We start from the raw sequence: 21,941 nt of genomic DNA on the forward strand, positions 1-21,941 counted from the left end.
GGTGACTTCCTCCTTTTGGGCGTTTTTGGTTTGGTCACCGAAAAACTTCTCCAAATTGGGGTGAAGTCCCTTTTTTATCCCTAGAAATCCTTGTGTCTCAAGGGCTCAGATTTCTGCAAAATGCTCATCTAATAACCGACCTTTACTAATCGTCCTCATATTAGACAAAATAACTGCTCCTGTTTTACTAAAACCGTCTGTAGAGTACACCCTCCACAGAAGCTTGTTCCCATTCGGGTTATCAACAGGATGATACGCTGCTGTGACCATATCACTTGACGTTGTAACCGGCACGATTAAAACGAGAGCTCCCACTTCTTCCAATACAACAACCGGATGAGCATATGCCAGTTCCGGATTGTAGTTCATCCCCAAGTCGGCATAAAAGATGTCGCCAATATTTACCTTGCCGGAACCAGTGTAGAAAGTCTTTTTCCATTTGTCGAGTGAATTTTATCATTCTTTTCAGACAAATCGTAGAATGCAAAAGAAGAGCCGCACAAATAACGGCTCTTCTCATCTAAGAAAACAACAGCTTCCAGCTATGCACACTGGCTTTTACAGAAAATGCTGCATCCACACATTCGGTTCCACGTACACGACCTCGTCCTTTTCCACTTCGATGCGCACCGGAACGAGCGCATCCGGAATAATGTACGTGCCGGACTCGGGGAATTTCATCCCTGTCCACTCTTCCCAATTCGCCAGGCTGCCCCTGATGAACATGGATTCCCCAGCCACTTTCATGATTTTCGCGCCCATCTTCCAGTGCGTGCGCACCCACGGGTCGAAAGGAGCGCCGTCCGCTGTTTTCCATTCGAGGTAGTTTTCCATCGGGATCAGCGGATATTTGTGCTTGAGCGACGGACGCACAGGCGCCACCATGTAGTCCAGCCCGTTTTGCTTCGCGATGTCCTTCATCGCCGTCACCATCTGGCGGCTGAGGCCAAGGCCGCGATATTTAGGGTCGATCGAAATCGAGAGAGCCGACAGTGTGTTTGGCTTTTGCCCTTTGGCGTAGCCTTCGATTCCGCGCAGGAATACATCGTCCCAGCCTTTTGGCATGCCGTCCAGGGTACCATCCCAATAAAAAGGAATCGAATTGCCCACCGCCATGACTTTGTCGTTTTCATCTGTCAGCAAGTATTGAAAGGAAGCGAACCACTCTTCCAGCCGATCGTAATGCTGGTCGGCCACTTCGTCATGCAGCATGAAGGTAGACCAACTGGCTGCGATCACGTCGGCCATCTGATCGTTCAAATCAGGACGTTCTGCTTGTGTGTACACTTTGTATGCCATTCTATCCATCCTCCCAAAAAAGTCGCTATCTCTCTATCGGAAAAGGCCCCTGCCTGCTAACAGATAGGAAAACCTTTCCACAACTCTTTCATTCTATCAAAACTTGATTGAGACACAAACTATTTCCGCGCCAGAGCCTTTTCGCCCAAAAAACCGACTACCTCGCGTCACAAAAAATCACTCCGCCTCGTTCTATGGTCAACTCGCCACAAGGAGCTGATTTTCATGCAAGAACTAACAGTGGTGGTCGTCGGGGGCGGCTACGCGGGAATCCATGCGGTAAAAGCGATCCAGGACACACTGAAAGGACGTCCCGTGCACCTGATCCTGATCGACAAAGAACCTTGCCATCTGCGCAAGGTGCTGCTGTTCAAACCGGCCGCCGCCAAAACCGATATCGCCATTCCGCTGAAAAGCCTCTTCCCCGAAGGCGTGGACTGCTTGCAAGGCACAGTCTTGTCCGTAGATGGAGGCGCGAAAACGCTCACCTATGCAGATACAACCGGAAAAGAGCAGGCGCTGGCCTATGACGTGCTCGTGCTGGCTGTGGGCAGTGTCGTCCGGCAGGTGGAGCCGGAGCAGGGCGGCATCGCCTTGACTGGCGTCGCGGCTGCCGAGACGATCCGCACCACCTGGCAGCACAACATGCGGCTGGCCGCACGGGAAAACAGCCCGGCGGAAAGACAGCGCCTGTTGACGCTCGCCGTGGCAGGAGCGGGCATCAGCGGCATCGAAACGGCTGCCGAGCTGGCTTTTGCCATGCGCCGGGAAGCGCAAACCCACGGGATTGCTCCCACCGAGGTCAAGGTGTATTTACTAAACGCGCAAAGCCGGCTTTTTACAGAAGGCTCGGCAAAAATGGCGCACAAGCTGGAGCAGGCTTTAACAGAAGCAGGCGTCACGGTTTTGCACGGGACAAAAGCGATTCGCGAGCACGGCGGCCAGTTGCACCTGTCCACGGGCCGCTCCCTCTCCGTCGGCCTGTGCATCTGGTCGCTCGGCCTGTTGCCAAACCCTGCGCTGCGCCAGATGGGCCTGCCGCTCACTGTACACGGACAGTTGGTCGTCGATCAGTCCTACCGGGTGGCTGGTGCTCCCGGCGTCTACAGTATTGGCGATTGCGCCCGCATCGTTGACCCCGCGAGCGGCCAGGCCGACCGGATGACCTGCAAGGAAGCGGCAGGGCAAGCCGTCCGCCTCGGCAAAGTCGTGCTGGCTGATTTGCAAGGCACGGCGGCTCCCGCGCATCAGGGCTACATGGATTTTTTCTGCGTCGGATTGGGGCCGGGGCGAGCCATGGTCTGGACGCGCAAATGGGGGCTGGACATCATTTTGACCGGAAAGCTCGGCTGGAAGCTGCGCCAGTTCACGTGGAATATCGCCAGCATGATAAAATAAGGAAAAAAGGCAGGCAGCTCTGGCTGAAAAAGGAAAGGAGCGCGCGATGGAGGCGTTGTACCAGCAATACAAAGGACTGCTGTTTCATCTTGCTTACCAACTGACAGGCTCGTCTACAGACGCAGAAGACATCGTTCAGGACGTCTTTTTGAAAGCCCATGGCGTCGCGCTGGAGCAAATCGCGGAGCCGAAAGCGTACTTGTGCAAAATGACGACAAACCGCTGTCTCGATCTGTTGAAATCAGCCCGCCACAAGCGGGAGCTGTACACAGGGCCATGGCTCCCGGAGCCGATCCCGACACCGGAAGCCGACAGCTATGATGCCGTCGTCACCAAAGATCTGCTGTCTTACGCCATGCTCGTACTTCTGGAGCGGCTGTCCCCGGCGGAGCGGGCGGTTTTTGTCCTGCGCGAAGCGTTTGGCTTCGACTACGCCGAGATTGCCGGGCTGGTCGACAAAAGCGAAACCAATTGCCGCAAGCTCATCAGCCGGGCCAAAGGCAAGCTGGGAATCGCCCCCGACGCCCCGATCCGCGCCAAGGAAACCGAACTCGGCGAACAATGGATGAGCCGCTTTCTCGCCGCGCTGGAGCAAGGCAATGTAACGGCTTTGCTGGCTCTCTTATCCGCTGACGCCGAGCTGCTCACCGACGGCGGCGGCAAAGTGTCCGCAGCGATTCGTCCGATTGTGTCCGGCGAGCGCGTCGCCCGTTTTTTGCTCGGCCTGAGCGCCCGCTTCGCCCAAAACGCTTCGTTTGCGATAGAGCTTGCGCCGCTAAACGGGCAAGTGGCGCTCGTCATCCGCCAGGACGGCGAGGTGGACACGGTCGTTTTCCCCCATCTGCAAAACGGACGGCTTTATCGCCTGTACTTCGTCCGCAACCCGGATAAGTTGCAAGCGGTTCGCTCATAGCAACGCCCCCTTCGCGGCTGACTCGAAGGGGGCGTTTTCACGTGTGACGCTCGAATCGACCACTTTGATCGTTCGGTCGATGACGAAAAAATCCATCCCGTACTGCTCGCGCAAAGCCGCATAGTCCCAACTATGCACGTCGGGGCTGCGCTCGTAGTTTTTCGCCAGCTTTTCCAGCGTGCGCTGCATGCGCCCCTCCATGTCCTGTTCAAAAACGCTGTACACGAGACGAGGTCCACATTTTACCGCGTGGATGACCCGATCTTCCACGAGCTGGTATTGGACCGCTTTTTCAGTCAGAATCGTTTTCTTGAGCTGCGCATAGTCGATGAGTGACAGCACAATCGCCACCAGCATCGTAAACAGCGAAATCATCACGCTGAGCTTCATCTGAAAAGATACAAAATTTCGCCTCATAACTGCGCTCCATTGGTCAGCATATTTTTAACAAACCTCAACACAATTCACCATATCTTAACTTGTCAACATTTCTCGCTAATGACTTTATTTCGGAAAAACGATGTTTTCTTGCCGGGGCCGCAAGCCGTATGGATACCGGGACATATGACTATAGAACTACGGTTAACATCGTGGCAATAGTGTCAAAGAACAACCTATGAACTTATGCCCAAAACCACACCAGGCAGCCAGTCCTTGTGTTAAAATCACCTGGAATCAATATCCATCACAAGGTATCCATTCTATTTTTTTAAAGGAGGGCACGTACACATGCGTCCACCAAACAACAACGAAATCATCATCCCTGAAAATCCCGTATCCCAGTTTTTGTTCACCAGCACCCGTTCAGCCTGGATTTGGCTCCTCATCCGTCTGTATGTCGGATACGCCTGGATCACAGCCGGCTGGAAAAAAATCCATACCGACACCTGGACCGGGGACAAAGCCGGAGCGGCCATCGAAGGCTTCATCAAAGGCTCGCTCGCGAAAGCGGCAGAAGGAAAAGACGTCACTTCCTGGTACGCCTGGTTCCTGGAAAATGCGGTACTGCCTAACGCCAAGCTGTTCGGCTTCATGGTCGCCTACGGAGAGGTGCTCGTCGGCCTGGGCCTGATCCTCGGGCTACTCACGGGCATCGCCGCCTTCTTCGGCGGGCTGATGAACGTCAGCTTCCTGTTCGCAGGAACAATCAGCACCAACCCACTGCTGTTCATTTTTGCCACCTGGCTCGTTCTGGCCTGGAAAGTAGCAGGCTGGTACGGTCTGGACCGCTGGGCGCTTTCGTATCTCGGCACTCCGTGGACGCGTTCCAAGTCGCGGAATGTGGGGATAAACTAGGCGTTCGCACCAAGTCGCGACATGCGGGAATGCTCGAGGCGTTCGCACCAAGTCGCGACATGCGGGAATGCTCGAGACGTTCTCCCCAAGTCGCGGAATATGGGGATGCACGAGGCGTTTGCTCCAAGTCGCAACATGCGGGAATGCTCGAGGCATTCGCTCTAAGTCGCGACATGCGGGAATGCACGAGGCGTTCTCCCGAGCCGCGCAAATATGCGTATGCACAAGACGTTCTTCCAATTACGAACTGCATACAACAAACAAAAGCGCTGGTCACCCCGCATATCGCGGGTGTAGATCAGCGCTTTGCTTTTGACCAGCCCCGCCACTATTTCAAGCCCTCTCCTTCCCTCTGCCGTTTTGCTGAAAGGACAAATTGTATGAATTTTCCTCTCCTGTAAAGGAACAATCTCTGTGCATATTTATACATCGTGTTGAATGACAGCTCTCGCCAACTGGATTATCCTTCTAGGTAACTGTTTTTTAAATTTTCTGAATAAATAAAGGGTCACTGATGAAAACATGGTTACGCGTCGTTTGTAGCACGTCATTGCTGGCAAGTTTGCTCATCGGCTGTACGACCACGCCCGCTGAAAATGCCCAACCTGCTGCAAACCAGCAAGCTGCTGACGGAACAGAAAAGTCTGCCGCGCAGGAACCGATGGTCTTGCACTGGAGCATCACGGGCGAGCCGCCGACGATGGACCCGGGCATCGCCACCGACGCCTCTAGCATGGACATGATTAATCTCGCTTTTGAAGGGCTGACGATTGTGGATCGGCAAGGCGAGATGATTAACGGAACGGCAGAGAGCTTTACCAACTCCCCTGACTTCACCCACTTCACCTTCACGCTGCGAAAAGACGCCAAATGGAGCAACGGCGATCCTGTCACCGCGCACGATTTTGAATACGCGATCAAGCGCAATCTCGATCCGAAAACCGCCTCCGGCTACGCCTACCAGCTTTTTTACCTCAAAGGCGGCGAAGAGTTTTTCAACGGCACAGGCAAAGCCGAAGACGTCGGCGTCAAAGCAAAAGACGACTACACACTCGACTTCACCTTACGCTCACCGACACCGTTTTTCCGCGAACTGACTTCATTCACTACTTACTACCCCCTGCACAAAAAAACATTGGAGAGCAATCCGAAGTGGGCAAACGCCGCCTCGACCATCGTCGGCAACGGCCCGTTTGTCATTGACACATGGGAGCATAAAGCCAAGCTCGCCTTCAGCAAAAGCCCCACCTATTGGGAGGAAGGCAAGCTGGTGGTCGCGGATAATCCCGGCACAAAAGCCGTTATTTTCAACACGCAACAGCCGCCGTTTACCAACAAAAAAATTCGCCAGGCTTTCGCCTACTCGATCAATCGGCAAATGTTGATCGACAACATTTTGCAAACTGGCGTGCCGCCTGCTTACGGTTGGGTGCCTACGTCCATGGGGCTGAATCCGGACGGGTACTTCAAGGAAGACGCGGAAAAAGCGAAGCAGCTTCTGGCCGAAGGAATGAAGGAGCTGGGACTGAGCGAGTTCCCGAAAGTCACGTACTACTACGACACGGGCGAAACCGACAAAAAGATCGCGCAAGCGCTGCAAGACGAATGGAAAAAAACGCTCGGCATCAACATCGACATTCGCACAGCCGAGTGGAAAGTTTTCAACGAGGACGTGCAGAACGGAAAATACGACTTCGGCATCTGGCTATGGGGCGCCGATTTCAACGACCCGATCAACTTCCTGGAAATGTACAAGGACAAAGAAGGCGGCAACAACGTCGTGCGCTTCGACAACAAGGAATACCGCGACCTGCTGAACAAAAGCTACTACGAAACCGACGCCCAAAAGCGTAAGCAACTGATGTTTGACGCCGAAAAAATTCTCATGGAGGAAATGCCGCTCGCGCCGCTGCACTTCCGCGGCAACGCCTACGTGAAAAACGACAAGGTGAAAGACTTCGTGATCTTCCCGCTCGGCGGCCCGTACTTCAAGTACGCGTATATCGAAAAGTAGCGCAACCGCCCGCCGCTTCCACGCCTGCCCCCTTCGCCAATCGCCAAAAGGAGCTTTGCCCGGATATCCGGCATCGCTCCTTTTTTCGTGCAAATCGCCTTGGCGTTGTTGATTAATGGAGAGAAATCAGCTTATGGTCGGTCAAACGGCAAGCCGTGCCTTTTTTCATGCGCGATCCGCCGCCATTGCGTTTGTCGGCGGAGACTGCTGGCTGTCTCTTCGCATTCGCAGCAGGCTCGCTGTTTCGGCGGGATGGCTGAGCGGAAAATGGTGCGCCCGGTCGATGCGCTGGACCGCAAACCCGGCACGCTGCAAAGCTTCCTCCTGCTCGCGCGACATGTGATAGGCCATATCGCGGTTGCCCCAAACGACCTGCACGGGAAAGCGGACAGCTCGCTCCCACTCCATCCCGCGAAAATCTTGCATGAAATACCGAAGCAGCTCTGCATGCGTCCTGCTGATGCGCGGAGATTGCAGGAGGCCTGCCGTCTTTTCCAGATAGCCGGGGGGAATCTCCGCCGCCGAGCGAAATGCACCTTGTTCCAGCATCGCGCTCTCCAGCCGTTTTTGCGTCAGTTGCTTTTGCAAAAAGCGTTGAAGCAGCGCCTCGCTTTTTCCGATCCGGGTGAGCAACGGTTGCTGTTGCCTGGGAGCGCCCCTTCCGCCGGAACCGGACCCGCCCCTTCCGCCGGAACCGCACTCCTATACTTTTCTTTCGCCTGCTCGACTTCCGCTTGCGTAAGCGCCGCCCCCACCGTGAAGCCCTCGATCACTTTGCCCAGTGTAGCGGAATCAAAATCCTCACGCGCGTACATCTCGATCGTGTACCCGTTCTGCTCCCAGATCACAATTCCGTTCGCGAAGTACACCTTCGTGCCTGCGAGCACTTCTGTTTTGACTTCTTCGGTCGTCCCGATGCCGTTTTCCCCGCCCTGGGAGATCAGGAAGTTCACGCTCTTCTCCCCAGCCGCGTATTGGGCTTCCGCCATGCTGTCGCCGTGAATGACGGTGTTGACGTATTCGTAATCCCCCATCCATGAAGGAGCCGGGAAATTCAGCCCCAGCACGGCGCGCGCTTCCTGCAAGCTCAGATGCGGGCGGGGCTGCGCTTGCTCCGCGCGGGCAGTCTCTCTCCCTGCCTGCCCGGCAGCCTGCTCGCTGGCCGGGGCAGCAGGCTCCTGATCGTATTGCACAATTTGCAAATTCCCCACCTGAAACCGCGCCAAAATGGACGACAGCATTTCTTGCGCAAAAGAAGCAGTCGAGAACGCGCCTGTCAAGCAAACGATGGCAACGACACTGACAGCAACCGATTTCCAACTGCGTTTGCTCACTCTGATCTCATCCTTTTTTCCCCTGATCTGCCCGGATTTTCCCGGTTTCCAGCTTGTATGTGAGCCGATTGTAGATTCTGTCCTTCGCCGCCTCGTCGTGCAGCTCGACCCGGGTCAAGTAGCGGGCCAGTTCATGAAATTCGTCGGTATTGTGCTTATTCCTCATACCGAACCCCTCCCTTTTCCAGTTCCTTTTGCAGCTTTTTCAAGCACCTGTACAGAACGACGCCGATATTCGAGCCGCTGACGCCCAGCAGTTCGGCGATTTCTGCGTTTTTCAAGCCGGCCGCGTACTTCATGCCGATGATGTTGCGTTCTTTGTCGCTCAGCTTCGCCAACGCCTGGAACAAAGCGGCGTGACGGTCGTCGCGGATCACGATTTCTTCCGGGGATGACTTGGGCATGGCGATATGCAGGAGGGCGCTCAGCGAAAAAGTAGCTCGTTTTTTCTGCGAGCGGAAGTAATCCGTCACCGCATTTCTGGCAATGGCAAACAGCCAGACCTCAAAGCTTGCTTTCTCCGCTGAAAAGCTGCTGTACTTCGCTATCACCGCTTCAAATACATGGCTGCATATTTCCTCTGCCGCATAGTGGTTGTTGATCCGGTAGCAAATATATTTGTAGACGCGTTTATAGTAGGCATCGTATATTTCCGCAAACGTGGCTACCGCCATGCTTTCCCCACGGCTCTCGCCCTTCTCGCTTTGGCGGACGCCCGTGGTCAGTTGGACGATCTCCAACGGCTTCCCCTCCCTTCTCTCGACTTTAGACATGCCAATCGAACAATTTGCGCAATTTGTTGTGGTTCCTGTGAGTCTCACGCTTGTTAATACGGGAAAAAGCGGATTGTATTAACAAGCCGTTTCCAAAAACGCATTTTGGGGAACGCCAAACAGGCTGACACCGCCCACAACGGTATCAGCCTGTTTCTGTGATGACACTATTCAAATATTCCGCTCCATTATTTACGTATCCAACTGCACGTGATCCCACTCGTCCTCCATGTAACGAATGAGCCAGTTCAGCGCGCGGTGCCTCTCCAGCACCACTCCTGCATCCAGGCCGCCTGCTACCGTCCGGTTGTTGATGCGCGCATCCACGCACGCCCAATCGTAGCGGTAGATCAAATCTGCCTGATCCAAAATCTCTGCCTTGCTGCGCACGACCGCGTTGTCGTAGAAAGTTTGATAATCGCCGGCGCTGCGCAGCACGTCGATAGCGAAGCTGACATCGCAAATCTCGCCCGGAAACTCCAGCTCCTTTTTGTAGCCGAGCGCCCACAACAGCACCCAGTAGCATTCGTACATCCACGCCATCTGGATCATGTCGGTCTGGCTCGGGTTCGGGTCATCGAGCAGTTGCCGTTCTTTTTCTGTAAAGAACGAAGCGGCCCCATACTGGTCGATGATGCCTTCGATGAACTCGCGCTCTTCCGCGATCTGCCCATTCTCCGCGATTCCGGCCGCGTAGACGGCAATCAGGCACAGCGCAATCGCCCGCTGCACGATTTCCTCCTTGCTTCGGATGACGGCATTCTCGTCCCCCACGATCGCAGGCAGGTGCGCAATGTACGGGATTCCTCGCTCCTGCAAAAGCCGGATGCTCCGCGCTTTTCGCTCTTCGCCAGACTGGGACGGCTGCACGTGCCGATCGAGGAAATCCGAGCTGACCGTCACGAGAAAATCGTCCACCTCGGAGTCGCCCTCTGTATTCAAAATCAGCCTGCCCTGCTTGTCCAGCATGTCGCCTGTCGGGAGAAAAACAAGGCCTGACACTTCTTCAGCCACGGCCAGGATCAAGGTGAGCGTTTCCTCGTCCATTTCCTTGCTGGCGACGATGCCTACCGCCACGTTCAGCGCGGTAATCTGGATGAGCAGCTTTTCCTTGACCTTTTCATGCGGGGTGTCGATTCTGGCAAAGAAGCCGTACATCCCTTGCTTCATCTGGAGAAAACGCTCCGGATCTGCGTCCTCGCGCATGAAGTTGAACGTCAGTGTGCTTTTGCTAAACCATTTTTTGTCGGTAACCGTCACACTTTGCCCATCCCCGGAAAATTGCACCTCTCTATCGCGAAACGCCGCTACAATAGCTTCCACGATTTTTTGAGGATCGGCTATGGAAACGTACAGCGTACACTGGTTCATCATTGCTCCCCGCTTTCGTGCGTATATTTTTTCTTGCCGCAATTTTTTTGCCACCAATAGTCAATTATGGTATTCTACCCCTGTTCCTGCAAGTTTACATCTACCTATTTTTGCGATCAACCATTTTTCCGCTGGAAGGTGACCTGATGAAAAACATCCTATTGGAACAATTTTCTCCCCTTTGCGAGATTCAAGCCTTTGTCGAAGAAGACGAATCCGGCGTCTACTTTTATTTGTGGGATTTTCCCGGACAGGAATACGCCAACATCCGCTCCTGCTGGGTGCGAAACTACGGGCCAGCCCCCGAGTCGCTAGATTTTTCCGCGATGGAAGACGGCCATGCGCCCATGCTGCCGCGCGACTGCTGTGCGCATCCGTCTGGGGCGGAAAAGCTCGACCCGGACAAACTGTCGATCATCTGGTTCGCGGAGGGGGATGCCGCCGCACTGCTCTACGAGGACGAGGTGCTTGCCGTCATTCCCGGCTGGGCGGGGCAAGGCCCTGACGGCGCAAGCTACCCGGCGTATGCGCGCGACTGCATTGCGGAATCTCCCCTCTGTTTTCCGCTGGGAACGCCAGACACGAACGCTTTGTTTGCGCGCATCGAGTCTGCCCGGCAATTTTGGGCAAGCTGGGATGAGCATCCTTGGCCGGAACTGCAACACCAATACCTGGATGCGATCACATCCGCCCTCGGCCCGGTCAAAAATTATTACGGCATCGACGGCGGGCACTGGCCCCCGAAAGCGTTGGTGACGATCGAAAAGGGCGAGGTCACGTACGCGGTCACATTGGGCGTATCCATTGTGCCGCAGCCAAAAGTCGAGCAGTACACCGAATCACCGGAGCGGCTGCGCCGCTTTGAGCTGGCTTTTGCCTGCGAAACGAAATGGCTGGCTGAAAATGAACAGCAGCTTCTCTCCTACATCAGCGGGCAAACGTCGCTTCCCTGGTCGTACCTGACCTTCCTCGCCCAAGGGCACACGATTCCGTGCCAGGAGATCAGCCAGATCGACAGCCGCTTCACCGCGATGCTGCTCGCCCAGCCGGAACACGCTCCGGCCATTCCTTTTGCCGACGTGTACGGCGATCCTGTCAACTTGCTCTGGATGATTCCGCTCACCCAGCAGGAGCGGCAATTTGCTGAGGCGAATGGAACAGAGGCGTTGATCCGCCTGGCAGCGGGAACGACAGACGAGTGGATTTTCAACCGAAATGAAAAATGGATTAATTCAAGCGAAAACTAAAAAGCAACCCTGTCTGCCAAAGAAACAGACAGGGTTGTTTCCTGTTAGCGCGTCAGGCTGATCGTTCTCTCCGGCCTCCAGTACAGCAAGGCTGCCTTGAAATGATGCACATACGCCGGCTTGCCGTCTACCCATGACAAATGATTGCGCAATATCGCCTCGGCTTTCGCGCGGTCATAGTCCGTCTCCATAATCGCGCTGAGGTTTTGGCTGACGAATTGCTCCATCGTCTCATACACATACGTTTTTTGCAGCGGGACAATTTTGCAGTTCACATCAATGCCCAGTTCGTAGAGCAGGTTGGTCAGATGGATGTAGTCTCTGCGCGAAAATCTGATTTTGTACCCCAGCTTCTCGTAAATCTCCCAGTAGTGCGGTTTTTCCGGGCCGCTGGTCATCCCGATGACGGCCCAGCGCTTCGCCGCATTGTTCATGTTCGCCATCGCCTGATCGATCGCCTGCATCCGATAGTAGCAGTTGACGCCAAACACGACATCATGCCTGGCTGGCGGCTCGTACTCTTCCCACTTGGCATGGACGAAGCTCATGTTGGACAAGCCTTTCGCCCGCGCTTCCCGCTCCAGATAGCCCAGCACGCTGGCCGAGCTGTCTACGCAGGTGAGCGCTCCCGCTTTGCCCGCGGCCGCAAACGTGTAGTTTCCCCAGCCCGGCCCGATCTCCAGCACCTCGTCGCCTTCCTCGATGAACGACAGCAGCTCCCGGCCAAGCTCCTGCACGTAGCCGTCGGTTGCCACCTCCGCTCTTTTTCGCTGCAAAAACTGATCCCAAAAGCTTTCCTCAAGCTGGTCGTCGATCATGCGCTCCGGCAAGCGGCCTTCCCAGTTTTTCATCCCTTCCAACCACGCGCTTTTCGCATTCATCATCAGCTTTACTCCGTAGTACATCGTCTCCCCCCTCCGCTTACCGTTTCTCCGGCAGCATGGTCGTCAGCTTCAGCCCGCAGCTCCCTTGCCCAATCTCGACTTTTACCCCGTACACCTGCTCCATATGCGCAGGCGTAAACACTTCCTCCGGCCTGCCGGAAGCAAAAATTTCTCCTTGTTGCAGCAAAAACACCCGATCTGAGTACCGCGCGGCCAGTTCGAGATCGTGCAAAATCAGCACGACGAGCACCTGCTGCTGACGGGCAAGCTGGCGAACCAGCTCCAGCACCTCCAACTGGTGACGAATGTCGAGGGCGGATGTCGGCTCGTCCAGCAGCAACACTTCCGGCCGCTGGGCCAGCGCGCGAGCAATCAGCACCTTTTGCCGTTCGCCCCCGCTCAGCTCGTCTGTATATCGCTGCGCCATTCCCGCGATTTGCAGTTGCTCCATGATCTCGCCTGCAATGTGCAGGTCGGACGCCGTCACGTTCCACTGGATGTACGGCTTTCTGCCCAACAGCACGGTTTCCAGCACCGTAAGCGGATAGCCAAAAGCAGCCTGCTGCGGCACATAGCCGAGCTTTTTCGCCAACTCGTTGGCCGAGTACGAGCGGACATCTTTGCCATCTATCCATATCCGCCCTCGTTCTGCCGGGATGATCGAGGCCAGGCTTTTGAGCAAGGTCGTTTTCCCGGCACCGTTTGGCCCGATGATGCTTGCGACCTCGCCTTTTGCCAGGCTCATCTGGATTTGTTTCAAAATCGTCTTTGCTCCGTACCGGACCGCCAAGTCCTTCACCTGCATGAACACGCGATCGCCCCCCTACGCCCAGTAGTACTTGCGCTTTTTCAGCAGCAAATAAACAAAAAACGGAGCGCCGAACAGCGCTGTGACAATTCCCACCGGAATCTCGATCGGAGACAGGAGCAGGCGCGCCGCCGTATCTGACAAGAGCAGCAGCAGTGCGCCCAACAGGCAGGAGCACGGCAGCAAAAAGCGGTAGTCCGTCCCGATGATAATTCTGCTGATATGCGGCGCCACCAGCCCGATGAACCCGATAATCCCCGTAAAAGCAATCGTGACGGAAGCCATCAGGGTGACGACCAGCAGGCACACCCAGCGCACCTGTTTGACGTTGACGCCCAAGGTACGGGCAACATCTTCTCCCGCGCCAAGCGTATTCAAATCCCAGGCGTATTTGAGCAAAATGACGAGCGCGATCATAACCAGCGGCAGCAAAATATGCAGCACCTGCCACTTCGCTCCCCAAAATCCGCCCATCAGCCAGACGACCAAGTCTTTCAGCGCTTCGTTGTTGGAAAAATACTTCAGACCGGATACCCCCGCCGAAAACAAATGCCCTATCGCCACCCCTGCCAAAAGCAGCACCGTCGTCGAGCTGTTTTTCAGCTTGGCGATGCCGTAGACCGCGCACACAGCGAGACAGCCGAACACAAACGCGTTCAGTGCGATCATCCACTGCCCGGTCGAGACGAGATTGATGCCAAACACACTCGTCCCGGCCACGATGGCCAATGCGGCTCCAAAAGCGGCTCCGCTCGATACGCCGAGCGTAAACGGGTCTGCCAGCGGATTGCGCAAAATCGCCTGCATGATCGCTCCGGCACACGCCAGCGAAATCCCCGTGATGATCGCCATGACCATGCGCGGCAGCCGGATTTCGAACACGATGTAGGCCGTCATTTCATCGGCAGGCTGCCCGGCCAAAATCGCCAGCAGCTCAGGCAGCGGCACTTTTACCGCTCCCTGACTGATCGCATACAGGGTGGATAGCGCCAGCAGGAGCAAGAGGGTTGCGAGCATCCCCAGCTTGCTTTTGACGCTGCCTTGATAGATCGCATGGATCGGCCGTTCTACAAGCTGGTCCACTGGCTGCATACGGCTACTGAACATCCTTGAACGAATAGTGCCAAATGCCTTGGTACGGCACGCCTAACCATTTTTCAAAATACTCCTTCGCATACTGCTCCGGCTCGATATCCTGGAATTTATCCGGATACAAATATTTGGCCAACTGGAGATTGCCGATATACCGCTTGTCCGAGCCGACAAAGTTGGTGTAGAAAAAGTAAATGTCTTTCGTCTGCCCCGCCTTGAGGCGCGAAACAGAAGTCGTGCTCATGATATGACGCAGCGCGTCTTCAAACGGCTTCCTATCCTGCACGTTGTAACCGCCCAGCCACGTGCCGTGCAGCGTAATGACCTCCGGATTGCGCTTGAGCACGTATTCTTCGTCGACCATGATCGTCGTCGAAGCTTCCGCCGGGTCCCACTGCAGATCGGCGGCGTCTTTTCCGCCAGCCAAAATGGTCGCGTAGCCTTCCCCTACGCCGGGCTTCCCTTCGATGGACTGGCTGGGGAAAACCCGGTAGCCTCCGTTTGTATGGAGAAATCCGGCTGACAGGGCGAGCACCTGCTTTTTGTCTTCCTCCTTGATGCCTGCCACACGGTCGGCCAACAGCTTTTCAATCGAATGCTTCCAGGCGAGAAATTCGTCAGCCTTGTCCGATTTGTCAAAAATTTTACCGAGCAGCTTCAGTTCCTCGTCCATCTGCTCTGGCAAGTAGTTGTTGATCCGCACGACTTTGATTCCGGCTGGCTCCAGCTTTTCTTCCAGCGTTTTGTCCGGACGGTTCGTGTACGCAAAGACGACCTGCGGCTTCAGGCTGATAACCTGCTCCAGATTGATCTGTTTGGTTTCCCCCACATCCGGCTTGCCGTCAAAGCCGAGGTACGGGTTGTTTTTGACCGTCGTGTCGCCTGTAGCCAGCACGTACTGTTCCGCTCCCAAGAGCTTGATCGCTTCTGCCGTATTGCGGTTGAGGACGATCACGCGCTCTACTGGCAGCTTCAACGTGATCGTGGTCCCGGCAGAGTCTTGGAAGGTAAGCTCGTCTGCAGGCGCTTGCGCAGATTGCCCTGCTTGCCCCGTTTGCTCCGCCTGTTGGGCAGTTGGCGCAGCCGAGCATCCTGTCGCCACCAGCAACACAGCCAGCAGACCTGCCAGCCATACTTTGGCCCCTCTTCCTGTCTTTTGCAGCATCATTTCCACTCCTTTTTTCTTTTGATCGAATAGAAAAGCCCCGTCCCAACGGACGAGGCAGACGTGTAGAAGCTGTCAGTCGACATAGTTAGCCTAGACTCAGGCTGTCGCATCTTCTTCCTACACCTCTCCTTTTCCGCGAAGGTTACGGGTGTGGCAAACTAGGTAGGTCTCCTGGCTTTCGGCTCATCGCGCTCTTTCGTCTTCCCCGGCAGACATGCTTTACTCCGAGTGACATGTAGGAAAGAGAACTCCCCGTTTACAGTGGCGGGACCGCTCGGGATTTTCACCCGATTCCCTGTTACCCCTTGCTCTCGCAAAGGCACCTAGCTGCATGCTATTCATGTATTCACGGCTGATTATACCATTATTTTCATAAGGCAGGGACAACTGTTCAAACAAATCGGCTACTCTGCACTGCTCCTACTGGGAGCGAGGCGAGGCAAGGCCGCACAAACTGGACGGCTTACTCCTGTTCCTGGCTATAGGGCCACGCGGCATTCGCTGTCCGGTTCGGCCCCAAACGTTCCTTGCTCTCAGCAGCTACGGGCAGGCGGATCGTCTTCATCCGCCACAGGCACAGGTGTGCCAAACTGTTCTCCCCATGCAATCAAGTATTCAATAGCAGGGCGCAGGGCTTCTCCCCGCTCTGTCAGTTCGTACTCCACCTTTGGCGGAACGACCGGGTACACATGGCGCCGTACAATCCCCGCCTCCTCCAGCTCCCGCAACTGTTCCGCGAGCATTTTGTGATTCACGCCGATGATGCCTTTCTTCAGCTCGCCGTACCGTTTTTTCCCTTTCAAAAGCTGGCAAATGATCGTCGTTTTCCACCTTCCGGCAAGAATGGACACCGACAACTCAATCGGACACTGAAACTGCTTGCCGTTTATTTGATACATCACCTGCTGGTTCCCCATCGTTTCACTTCCCTTTTGGTAAGTATTCAACGAAAAAGTGCGTACTTACTTTTTTATAGTGCATTCGGTAAGATCACTTTTGTAAAACACGATTTCGAGGAGGAGCCCATGGAAAAATACGTTCAAGTCGGTCCCGCAAACGTCGCCTATGCCGTGGAAGGAAACGGGCCTGCCGTGCTATTGATTCACGGCACAGGAGGCAGTTACGAAGGCACGTGGGGCAATCTTAGAAACACTCTGGCACCTGACTTTACCGTCATCACCCCCAATTACAGCGGCTCGGGCAAAACGCAAGATTCCCGCGACCGGCTGGAGCTGGACGATTTGATCGAGCAAAATGTGCAAGCTGTTACGCAGGAAGGCTTTACACGCTTTCATGTCGTAGGCTATTCGCTCGGTGCCGTCATCGCGACTGCCATCGCCGCCAAATACCCCGAGCGGGTCCAATCCGTGACGCCAATCGCGGGCTGGGTAGAAAGCGATCCGGCCATCGCCTACCAGTTCGATCTGTGGCAAAAGCTGTTCCGTCAAGATCGGGAGCTGTTCGCCCAATTCGCCATCCATACCGGCTTTAGCTCGACCTTTTACAGCTCCTTTCAAACCGTGGAACAGTTGCACGAGTTTACAACCAATTTGGCTGCGACACTTGCCGAAGGGACTGGCAAACAGGCTGAACTTGACACTCGCATCAACCTGCGGCCCTTGCTTGGCAAAGTTACCGCCCCGGCGCAAGTCATCGGCTTGACTTACGACCGCATGGTGCCTGTCGAACAAACCAGAGAACTGGCCGCTCTCCTGCCTGACGCGCGCTACCACGAAATCGCTTCGGGGCATCTGGTGCTGTGGGAGCAGGAGGCAGAACTGATCGACACCATCGTGTCTTTTGTCCGCGCAATCCGCGCGCTTCCCCCAAAATAACCGGGCTCGCAGATTGATGATGAACACATCATTCAAAAAGCCACCTTTTCCGGGTGGCTTCCATAGCTTTTTTGCTGGATCGCTTCGAGCAGCTAAGGTTGGCGTTTTTCGTCTTCACGATCATGGCGAAAAAGGCACCGCAGCCGCTTACGCACTTCCTACTTTTTCAACACCCCGCCGTGATAGAGCAATTCATAGACAATCTCATCCTGGCGGTAAATAAATTCTTTCCCCTGAAAAAAGGTCGCATCGCCCTCATTCGTATCGACATAGCGCAAATCGTCCTGCACATGCTCGAATGCTCCCAAAAAACGGCCCTCCGCGTACATGTTCGACAAGCTGGCCTTAATCATCAGTCCCGCGGCATGCGCGTCGATTCGCTCCGGCTTGGTGATGTAGCCAAAATAATTCATCGCCCACACCGGGCTTTTTCGGAAATACACAACCTCTTGCCCGATAAAATCGCTCTCTCCCAAATAACTGTCGTGATAGGCCCACTCCCCGCTTACGTATTGAATGTCCTTGGACCCGAGCCGATACGGCAAAAGCCGCTTGGCTCCCCCTACATAAGTGTGCTGCTTGGCTTGCACGATGAACGTTTCCAGGTCGGCAACGGAAAAAAGGTCACGCATTCCCAACACCTCTTTTTCGGTTCGTTTCCTACATACAGTTCAAGAAAAGCGGGCGATTTCCTGTAAAAATTTTCTTGCAATTTCCCCAAAAAGCAAGCCACCTCATCGGGTGGCTCGCTGTCCTTCCTGCTTCTCGCAGTTTTTCATCGTTGGATTGCCCGTCCCGGCGCGAAAAAGCCAGCCCTTCGTCCTTCTGCTAGCGCAGCAATCCCACTTTAATCCCTTTGTTCAGGATGTTTTGATAATCAATAAACGCGTACAGATCGCCTTCGATGTGCGGGCTGATCTGCTGCAATTCTTCCAGCGTCAGCTCTTCGATCGCCTTCCGGTTGTCCTCGCAGTAAATCCCGATCGCTCCCACGATGGCGACAATCGCAGTCCAGCTTTTCACAGTAGCGCAACAGCGTTTCTTTGACCTTCATCTCAAACAACTGCAAATGGTAGAAGCTTTTCGCTTTCTCGCTAATTTTTTCAAACTGCTCCAATTCCACAGTTGCACGCCAATCTGCGTGTCCTTGTAGTAAAAGGTACGGATTTTTTCCGCGAGAATGCGCAGCGCCTGGCGAATTTCCATGTCCGTGCTCGCGATCCGGTAGGTCGGCACCCCTGCTTCGGTCAGCGCCAGATAGACCGCCTCAAAGCAGGTCAGGGCCCCTTTCGTTTTCTCGCTTTTATACAGCTCCAGGTGAAAATCAATCAGCTCCTGCGTGCTGGAATGCACGTCAAAGTTTTCACATACATCTCCTGCGGCTGGATATCTATCTGTTGCAGAGCCTGTTCCAGATGGGAGGTCGTAATCTCGTCGATGCTCACCTTATTTAAAAACTCATGCTGGTAATACCCCATGAATGTCATCGTCAGTTCATATTCTTTTCCGAACTGAATGATTCGTTCGACGGATGAATGAGGACCGATAACCCCAACTTTATACATGTTTTCCTCCTAGTCAAGAAGACTCCATACTTCCCATTCTATCTGTTCCAGGAGGGAAAGGACAGACGCTACAGCTTAAATACGCGCACGGATGATTGCAGCTCCTCGGCCATGTTGGAGAGCGCTGCCGCCGAAGAAGTAATATCCTCCATCGACGCCAACTGTTCTTCGGCCGCAGTCGTAATATTTTGCGTGCCTGCGGCCACCGTCTGCGCTACGCCGGAAATCAACTGGATCGCATGAACGACGCGCTCGGCACCTGTAGCGAGGTGGCCGGAAGCGGCCGAGACTTCCTGAATCTGCGCTGCCACCTCCAGTACAGACTGCTGAATTTGCTCGAACGTTTGCCCTGCGCGCTGCACGACATGCATGCCTTCCTGCACTTCCTTCATGCCTGCTTCCATCGTCGAGACAGCCTTCGCCGTCTCCTGCTGAATCGCCTGGATCAACAGGGCGATCTGCTCGGCAGAGGCTTGCGACTGCTCCGCCAGTTTCCGCACTTCTGCGGCGACCACCGCGAAGCCACGCCCGCTTTCTCCGGCTCTGGACGCCTCAATCGCCGCGTTCAACGCCAGCAGGTTCGTCCGATCCGCAATATCCGTAATCACTTCGATAATTTGCCCGATCTCTGTGGAGCGCTCTCCCAATCCTTTTACGACGTGGGCCAGCTCGTTCATCGTCGAATGAATCGCGTTCATCTGGCTCGAGGTCGTTTGCACAGACTGGTTTCCGGCCTGCGCCAGCTCGGAGGCTTGCAGCGAGATGTCCGCCACGGAGTTGGCCTTGGCGGCAATCTGCTCGGAGTCGCCAGACATTTCTTCCACGGTGCGGAAGCTCTCTTCTACGCCCTGCACCTGTTTCTCCGAGCCGCTCGCCACCTCCTGAATCGCCACGGCAATATGCTCGGCCGCCTTGGCCGACTGTTCGGCATTGGCTGTCAGTTGCTCCGAAGAGGCGGCGACTTGCTGGGCGGTCATGTTCACCTGGAAAACAATCTCGCGCAGCTTCGCCAGCATGTTGTTGAAATCGCGGGTCAGCTCTGCAATCTCGTCCGTTTCTTTTGCCGGGAGGGCTTCCAGCCGCAAATTGCCTTCCGCTACCGCATTCACCTGATGGGCGAGCTTTTGCAGCCGCTTGCGAATCCCGTTTGTGATTACCGCCGCGAACACAAAGGTCAGCAAAAGGGAAACGCTCATCATCACGAGCGTGACGGTTCTCCCCTCGGCGTAAATCGCGGCAGCTTCCTCGCTCTCCCGATTGGCTCCGTCATGATTGATTTTGACCAGAGCATTGAGATCGTTGTCCATCTCTGTGAACAAGACCGTCGTTTCCTTGATCGCCGCCTGGATGCTTGCCGTGTCGTTCAGGCGGGAAGCCGCAAGCAGCGGCTCATAAATTTGCTCGTATTTTTCCCAGTTGCTCTTGAAGGCATTGAAAATCTTCCTGTCCTCCACATCGTCCTCTTCCAGCGTGCTTTCGTAGGACGCGATCTCGGCTTTCACCTCTTGCATGGCTTGCTCCAGTTCCTTTTCCAGCGGTTCCTTGTCCTCTCTGCTTTGATAAAAAATATGCTTGAGCAGGACAGCGCGGGCATGCTCCGTCAAGTAGTTCAAATGATTGATATCTTCGACGGCCGGTAGCCAGCTCGTATTGATCTCCACTGCCTTTTCGTTCAGATTTTTCATTTGATAAATGCCCAGCCCGCCGACTGACGCCATCAGCAACAACGTCACCAAAAACGCTGCGTACAGCTTTTTTCCGACTGTGAGTTTCATCTGATTTTTCTCCTACTTTCAACATTTTCTGTTTGTACTATGTACCCTTTGGAAAATGCGTTGAAACGAGCAGATTGTATCAAATCATGATTTTGAATCATTGGCACAGAAAAAGGAGCCCGCTTGGCTGTTTGCCGACGGGCTCCTGTACTGCTCGGTTATTTCGAACGTTTGACTGTGACCGTGTACGTGGTGCTGGCGTTGCCATTTTCGACCGTCACCGTAATCGCGGCCTGGTCAGGCGCATCCGGGCTGATTTCCAGCAAGCCGTTCGCGCTGATTGTCGCATATTCGTCTTGATCGAGCGAATATGTCGTACCCGTACTGGACTTGGTGAGATCAATCGCGCTCCGGTCTGAATAGCTTCCTTTGACCTTCAGTTGCAATTTTTCCCCTGGATAGACGACATCACGCTTCGGGGACACCGCGATGCTGTCGAGCGTATAGACGGTTACCGTCATCTTCGCTGTGCTGCTCCCGTTTTGAATCGTGATGGTCGCTTTGCTGCCCGGCTTTGCCTCTGGCAAGACGCGGACCAAGCCATCCTCGCTTACCTCGATCCATTCCGGCTTGCTCGATGTATAGGTGGTTCCATCTTCTGCCGCAGTCAAATCCAGCTTGCGGCTGCTAGTCAAATAGCCTGTCACCTGGATTTGATACGTTGCCTCCGGTTCGAGCTTCAGCGCGCGTTTTTCTATCGCCAGAATTGTTGCTCGGCCATTGCCTCGACCAGCTCTGCGGAAAGGCGGACGGTCGGCTCTGCGGAAATAGCTGCTGCACGCAGCGAACGGAGCTGATTGCCGTCGCTCTCTCCATCCGTCTCTGCTTCCGCGACTTGGATCAGCATATGCCGTTCGAGATCGAACAAGTCCGACTTGCTTCCAAGTTCCTGGCTCCACTCATCCAGGAGGGCGGCGACCTGTCCCAGTTGTTCGCTGTTGCCCGCTACTTCTCCATGCCGGTCTACCCGAACGACGCTTTTTTGCTTGAGCAGCCGATCCATAGCCTGGCCGAACGGTTTGCCAGCGAGCAACTGAGTCGTTCCGGCTGATTTTCTTTGCGGGTCATTTCCAATCACTCTTTTTCCAGATCAGGATAGGTTTACTATCCCTCAGCGCAGATGGCTCTATGCCGAGATTAGAAAACTTGGCTGCGCCAATGGCTTTGCA

General features: G+C 54.8%; 26 protein-coding genes and 1 riboswitch. Of the genes, 6 read left to right on the forward strand and 20 right to left on the reverse strand.

Annotated elements, in window-relative coordinates:
- Positions 1 to 105: 105 nt before the first annotated feature.
- Complete coding sequence (locus AC27IT_RS25525) at positions 106 to 399, reverse strand: type II toxin-antitoxin system PemK/MazF family toxin (protein WP_327944829.1); 294 nt, start codon at positions 397 to 399, stop codon at positions 106 to 108.
- A 159-nt stretch (positions 400 to 558) separates the two neighbouring features.
- Positions 559 to 1,299 (reverse strand): GNAT family N-acetyltransferase, encoded by a 741-nt coding sequence (locus tag AC27IT_RS25530; protein WP_025847298.1) that lies wholly within the window; start codon positions 1,297 to 1,299, stop codon positions 559 to 561.
- A 225-nt stretch (positions 1,300 to 1,524) separates the two neighbouring features.
- Between AC27IT_RS25530 and AC27IT_RS25535 the strand changes: the two genes are divergently transcribed.
- A complete protein-coding gene (locus AC27IT_RS25535; RefSeq protein WP_025847295.1) occupies positions 1,525 to 2,697 on the forward strand; it encodes an NAD(P)/FAD-dependent oxidoreductase in 1,173 nt (390 codons plus the stop codon).
- Between the two features lie 46 nt (positions 2,698 to 2,743).
- Complete coding sequence (locus tag AC27IT_RS25540; RefSeq protein ID WP_025847293.1) at positions 2,744 to 3,610, forward strand: RNA polymerase sigma-70 factor; 867 nt, start codon at positions 2,744 to 2,746, stop codon at positions 3,608 to 3,610.
- Here AC27IT_RS25540 and AC27IT_RS25545 read toward each other — a convergent pair.
- On the reverse strand, positions 3,605 to 4,027 hold the full coding sequence (locus AC27IT_RS25545) for a hypothetical protein (protein ID WP_025847292.1): 423 nt from the start codon (positions 4,025 to 4,027) through the stop codon (positions 3,605 to 3,607). The two genes, AC27IT_RS25540 and AC27IT_RS25545, sit on opposite strands and share 6 nt — an antisense overlap.
- 312 nt (positions 4,028 to 4,339) lie before the next feature.
- Here AC27IT_RS25545 and AC27IT_RS25550 point away from each other — a divergent pair, with 312 nt between their 5' ends.
- Both AC27IT_RS25550 and AC27IT_RS25555 read left to right on the forward strand, forming a co-directional pair.
- On the forward strand, positions 4,340 to 4,906 hold the full coding sequence (locus tag AC27IT_RS25550; protein WP_025847290.1) for a DoxX family membrane protein: 567 nt from the start codon (positions 4,340 to 4,342) through the stop codon (positions 4,904 to 4,906).
- Between the two features lie 514 nt (positions 4,907 to 5,420).
- Positions 5,421 to 6,920, forward strand: a complete 1,500-nt coding sequence (locus AC27IT_RS25555) for a peptide ABC transporter substrate-binding protein (RefSeq protein WP_340673675.1) — start codon at positions 5,421 to 5,423, stop codon at positions 6,918 to 6,920.
- Between the two features lie 165 nt (positions 6,921 to 7,085).
- Here the strand turns inward: AC27IT_RS25555 and AC27IT_RS25560 are convergent, their stop codons facing one another.
- From AC27IT_RS25560 to AC27IT_RS25580, 5 genes are all read right to left on the reverse strand, one after another.
- Complete coding sequence (locus tag AC27IT_RS25560; RefSeq protein ID WP_487092162.1) at positions 7,086 to 7,553, reverse strand: alpha/beta fold hydrolase family protein; 468 nt, start codon at positions 7,551 to 7,553, stop codon at positions 7,086 to 7,088.
- Positions 7,493 to 8,254 (reverse strand): hypothetical protein, encoded by a 762-nt coding sequence (locus AC27IT_RS25565; protein ID WP_283858310.1) that lies wholly within the window; start codon positions 8,252 to 8,254, stop codon positions 7,493 to 7,495. The genes AC27IT_RS25560 and AC27IT_RS25565 overlap by 61 nt, the downstream gene beginning before the upstream one ends.
- 7 nt (positions 8,255 to 8,261) lie before the next feature.
- On the reverse strand, positions 8,262 to 8,420 hold the full coding sequence (locus AC27IT_RS25570) for a hypothetical protein (protein ID WP_283858311.1): 159 nt from the start codon (positions 8,418 to 8,420) through the stop codon (positions 8,262 to 8,264).
- Positions 8,410 to 8,994 (reverse strand): sigma-70 family RNA polymerase sigma factor, encoded by a 585-nt coding sequence (locus tag AC27IT_RS25575; protein WP_283858312.1) that lies wholly within the window; start codon positions 8,992 to 8,994, stop codon positions 8,410 to 8,412. Before AC27IT_RS25575 ends, AC27IT_RS25570 begins: the two co-directional genes overlap by 11 nt.
- Positions 8,995 to 9,219: 225 nt before the next feature.
- Positions 9,220 to 10,398: a DUF4272 domain-containing protein gene (locus AC27IT_RS25580; protein WP_025847284.1), complete on the reverse strand. Its 1,179-nt coding sequence runs from the start codon at positions 10,396 to 10,398 to the stop codon at positions 9,220 to 9,222.
- A 146-nt stretch (positions 10,399 to 10,544) separates the two neighbouring features.
- On the opposite strand from AC27IT_RS25580, the gene AC27IT_RS25585 reads away from it, so the two are divergent.
- Positions 10,545 to 11,645: a suppressor of fused domain protein gene (locus tag AC27IT_RS25585; protein ID WP_283858313.1), complete on the forward strand. Its 1,101-nt coding sequence runs from the start codon at positions 10,545 to 10,547 to the stop codon at positions 11,643 to 11,645.
- Positions 11,646 to 11,689: 44 nt separating this feature from the next.
- Here AC27IT_RS25585 and AC27IT_RS25590 read toward each other — a convergent pair whose 3' ends face one another.
- The 5 genes from AC27IT_RS25590 to AC27IT_RS25610 all read right to left on the reverse strand — a co-directional run bounded on the left by AC27IT_RS25590 (position 11,690) and on the right by AC27IT_RS25610 (position 16,514).
- Positions 11,690 to 12,550 (reverse strand): class I SAM-dependent methyltransferase, encoded by an 861-nt coding sequence (locus AC27IT_RS25590; RefSeq protein ID WP_283858314.1) that lies wholly within the window; start codon positions 12,548 to 12,550, stop codon positions 11,690 to 11,692.
- A 16-nt stretch (positions 12,551 to 12,566) separates the two neighbouring features.
- On the reverse strand, positions 12,567 to 13,334 hold the full coding sequence (locus AC27IT_RS25595) for a heme ABC transporter ATP-binding protein (protein WP_235694732.1): 768 nt from the start codon (positions 13,332 to 13,334) through the stop codon (positions 12,567 to 12,569).
- Between the two features lie 18 nt (positions 13,335 to 13,352).
- Entirely contained in the window at positions 13,353 to 14,429 is a 1,077-nt protein-coding gene (locus tag AC27IT_RS25600; RefSeq protein ID WP_487092163.1) for a FecCD family ABC transporter permease, read from the reverse strand.
- A gap of 4 nt (positions 14,430 to 14,433) precedes the next feature.
- A complete protein-coding gene (locus AC27IT_RS25605) occupies positions 14,434 to 15,594 on the reverse strand; it encodes an ABC transporter substrate-binding protein (protein WP_025847274.1) in 1,161 nt (386 codons plus the stop codon).
- A 147-nt stretch (positions 15,595 to 15,741) separates the two neighbouring features.
- A riboswitch (cobalamin riboswitch) is annotated at positions 15,742 to 15,939 on the reverse strand.
- A 191-nt stretch (positions 15,940 to 16,130) separates the two neighbouring features.
- Positions 16,131 to 16,514: a winged helix-turn-helix transcriptional regulator gene (locus AC27IT_RS25610; protein WP_025847272.1), complete on the reverse strand. Its 384-nt coding sequence runs from the start codon at positions 16,512 to 16,514 to the stop codon at positions 16,131 to 16,133.
- 108 nt (positions 16,515 to 16,622) lie between these two features.
- On the opposite strand from AC27IT_RS25610, the gene AC27IT_RS25615 reads away from it, so the two are divergent.
- Positions 16,623 to 17,432, forward strand: coding sequence for an alpha/beta fold hydrolase (locus AC27IT_RS25615; protein WP_283858316.1), 810 nt, complete (start codon positions 16,623 to 16,625; stop codon positions 17,430 to 17,432).
- 158 nt (positions 17,433 to 17,590) lie between these two features.
- Here AC27IT_RS25615 and AC27IT_RS25620 read toward each other — a convergent pair whose 3' ends face one another.
- From AC27IT_RS25620 to AC27IT_RS25650, 7 genes are all read right to left on the reverse strand, one after another.
- Positions 17,591 to 18,064: a DUF5680 domain-containing protein gene (locus AC27IT_RS25620; protein ID WP_035423166.1), complete on the reverse strand. Its 474-nt coding sequence runs from the start codon at positions 18,062 to 18,064 to the stop codon at positions 17,591 to 17,593.
- 196 nt (positions 18,065 to 18,260) lie between these two features.
- Entirely contained in the window at positions 18,261 to 18,455 is a 195-nt protein-coding gene (locus tag AC27IT_RS25625) for a hypothetical protein (RefSeq protein ID WP_025847265.1), read from the reverse strand.
- 27 nt (positions 18,456 to 18,482) lie between these two features.
- A complete protein-coding gene (locus tag AC27IT_RS25630) occupies positions 18,483 to 18,785 on the reverse strand; it encodes a hypothetical protein (RefSeq protein WP_283858317.1) in 303 nt (100 codons plus the stop codon).
- Positions 18,761 to 18,997 carry a hypothetical protein gene (locus tag AC27IT_RS25635; RefSeq protein WP_283858318.1) on the reverse strand — a complete coding sequence of 79 codons (237 nt, stop codon included), beginning with the start codon at positions 18,995 to 18,997 and terminating at the stop codon, positions 18,761 to 18,763. The genes AC27IT_RS25630 and AC27IT_RS25635 overlap by 25 nt, the downstream gene beginning before the upstream one ends.
- A 68-nt stretch (positions 18,998 to 19,065) precedes the next feature.
- Complete coding sequence (locus AC27IT_RS25640; protein WP_283858319.1) at positions 19,066 to 20,772, reverse strand: HAMP domain-containing methyl-accepting chemotaxis protein; 1,707 nt, start codon at positions 20,770 to 20,772, stop codon at positions 19,066 to 19,068.
- 158 nt (positions 20,773 to 20,930) lie between these two features.
- Positions 20,931 to 21,407: an Ig-like domain-containing protein gene (locus AC27IT_RS25645; RefSeq protein WP_035423170.1), complete on the reverse strand. Its 477-nt coding sequence runs from the start codon at positions 21,405 to 21,407 to the stop codon at positions 20,931 to 20,933.
- 59 nt (positions 21,408 to 21,466) lie between these two features.
- On the reverse strand, positions 21,467 to 21,850 hold the full coding sequence (locus AC27IT_RS25650; RefSeq protein ID WP_283858320.1) for a hypothetical protein: 384 nt from the start codon (positions 21,848 to 21,850) through the stop codon (positions 21,467 to 21,469).
- Positions 21,851 to 21,941 lie beyond the last annotated feature (91 nt).

This window comes from Brevibacillus sp. YAE8, assembly GCF_057543335.1.

What these genes read in the sequence shown, in the direction of transcription:
- AC27IT_RS25530 (WP_025847298.1), bottom strand. Translation starts at nt 1,299, where the DNA reads ATGGCATACAAAGTGTACACACAAGCAGAACGTCCTGATTTGAACGAT.
- AC27IT_RS25535 (WP_025847295.1), top strand. Translation starts at nt 1,525, where the DNA reads ATGCAAGAACTAACAGTGGTGGTCGTCGGGGGCGGCTACGCGGGAATC.
- AC27IT_RS25540 (WP_025847293.1), top strand. Translation starts at nt 2,744, where the DNA reads ATGGAGGCGTTGTACCAGCAATACAAAGGACTGCTGTTTCATCTTGCT.
- AC27IT_RS25545 (WP_025847292.1), bottom strand. Translation starts at nt 4,027, where the DNA reads ATGAGGCGAAATTTTGTATCTTTTCAGATGAAGCTCAGCGTGATGATT.
- AC27IT_RS25550 (WP_025847290.1), top strand. Translation starts at nt 4,340, where the DNA reads ATGCGTCCACCAAACAACAACGAAATCATCATCCCTGAAAATCCCGTA.
- AC27IT_RS25555 (WP_340673675.1), top strand. Translation starts at nt 5,421, where the DNA reads ATGAAAACATGGTTACGCGTCGTTTGTAGCACGTCATTGCTGGCAAGT.
- AC27IT_RS25570 (WP_283858311.1), bottom strand. Translation starts at nt 8,420, where the DNA reads ATGAGGAATAAGCACAATACCGACGAATTTCATGAACTGGCCCGCTAC.
- AC27IT_RS25580 (WP_025847284.1), bottom strand. Translation starts at nt 10,398, where the DNA reads ATGAACCAGTGTACGCTGTACGTTTCCATAGCCGATCCTCAAAAAATC.
- AC27IT_RS25585 (WP_283858313.1), top strand. Translation starts at nt 10,545, where the DNA reads ATGAAAAACATCCTATTGGAACAATTTTCTCCCCTTTGCGAGATTCAA.
- AC27IT_RS25590 (WP_283858314.1), bottom strand. Translation starts at nt 12,550, where the DNA reads ATGTACTACGGAGTAAAGCTGATGATGAATGCGAAAAGCGCGTGGTTG.
- AC27IT_RS25595 (WP_235694732.1), bottom strand. Translation starts at nt 13,334, where the DNA reads ATGCAGGTGAAGGACTTGGCGGTCCGGTACGGAGCAAAGACGATTTTG.
- AC27IT_RS25600 (WP_487092163.1), bottom strand. Translation starts at nt 14,429, where the DNA reads ATGCAGCCAGTGGACCAGCTTGTAGAACGGCCGATCCATGCGATCTAT.
- AC27IT_RS25605 (WP_025847274.1), bottom strand. Translation starts at nt 15,594, where the DNA reads ATGCTGCAAAAGACAGGAAGAGGGGCCAAAGTATGGCTGGCAGGTCTG.
- AC27IT_RS25610 (WP_025847272.1), bottom strand. Translation starts at nt 16,514, where the DNA reads ATGGGGAACCAGCAGGTGATGTATCAAATAAACGGCAAGCAGTTTCAG.
- AC27IT_RS25615 (WP_283858316.1), top strand. Translation starts at nt 16,623, where the DNA reads ATGGAAAAATACGTTCAAGTCGGTCCCGCAAACGTCGCCTATGCCGTG.
- AC27IT_RS25620 (WP_035423166.1), bottom strand. Translation starts at nt 18,064, where the DNA reads ATGCGTGACCTTTTTTCCGTTGCCGACCTGGAAACGTTCATCGTGCAA.
- AC27IT_RS25635 (WP_283858318.1), bottom strand. Translation starts at nt 18,997, where the DNA reads ATGTATAAAGTTGGGGTTATCGGTCCTCATTCATCCGTCGAACGAATC.
- AC27IT_RS25640 (WP_283858319.1), bottom strand. Translation starts at nt 20,772, where the DNA reads ATGAAACTCACAGTCGGAAAAAAGCTGTACGCAGCGTTTTTGGTGACG.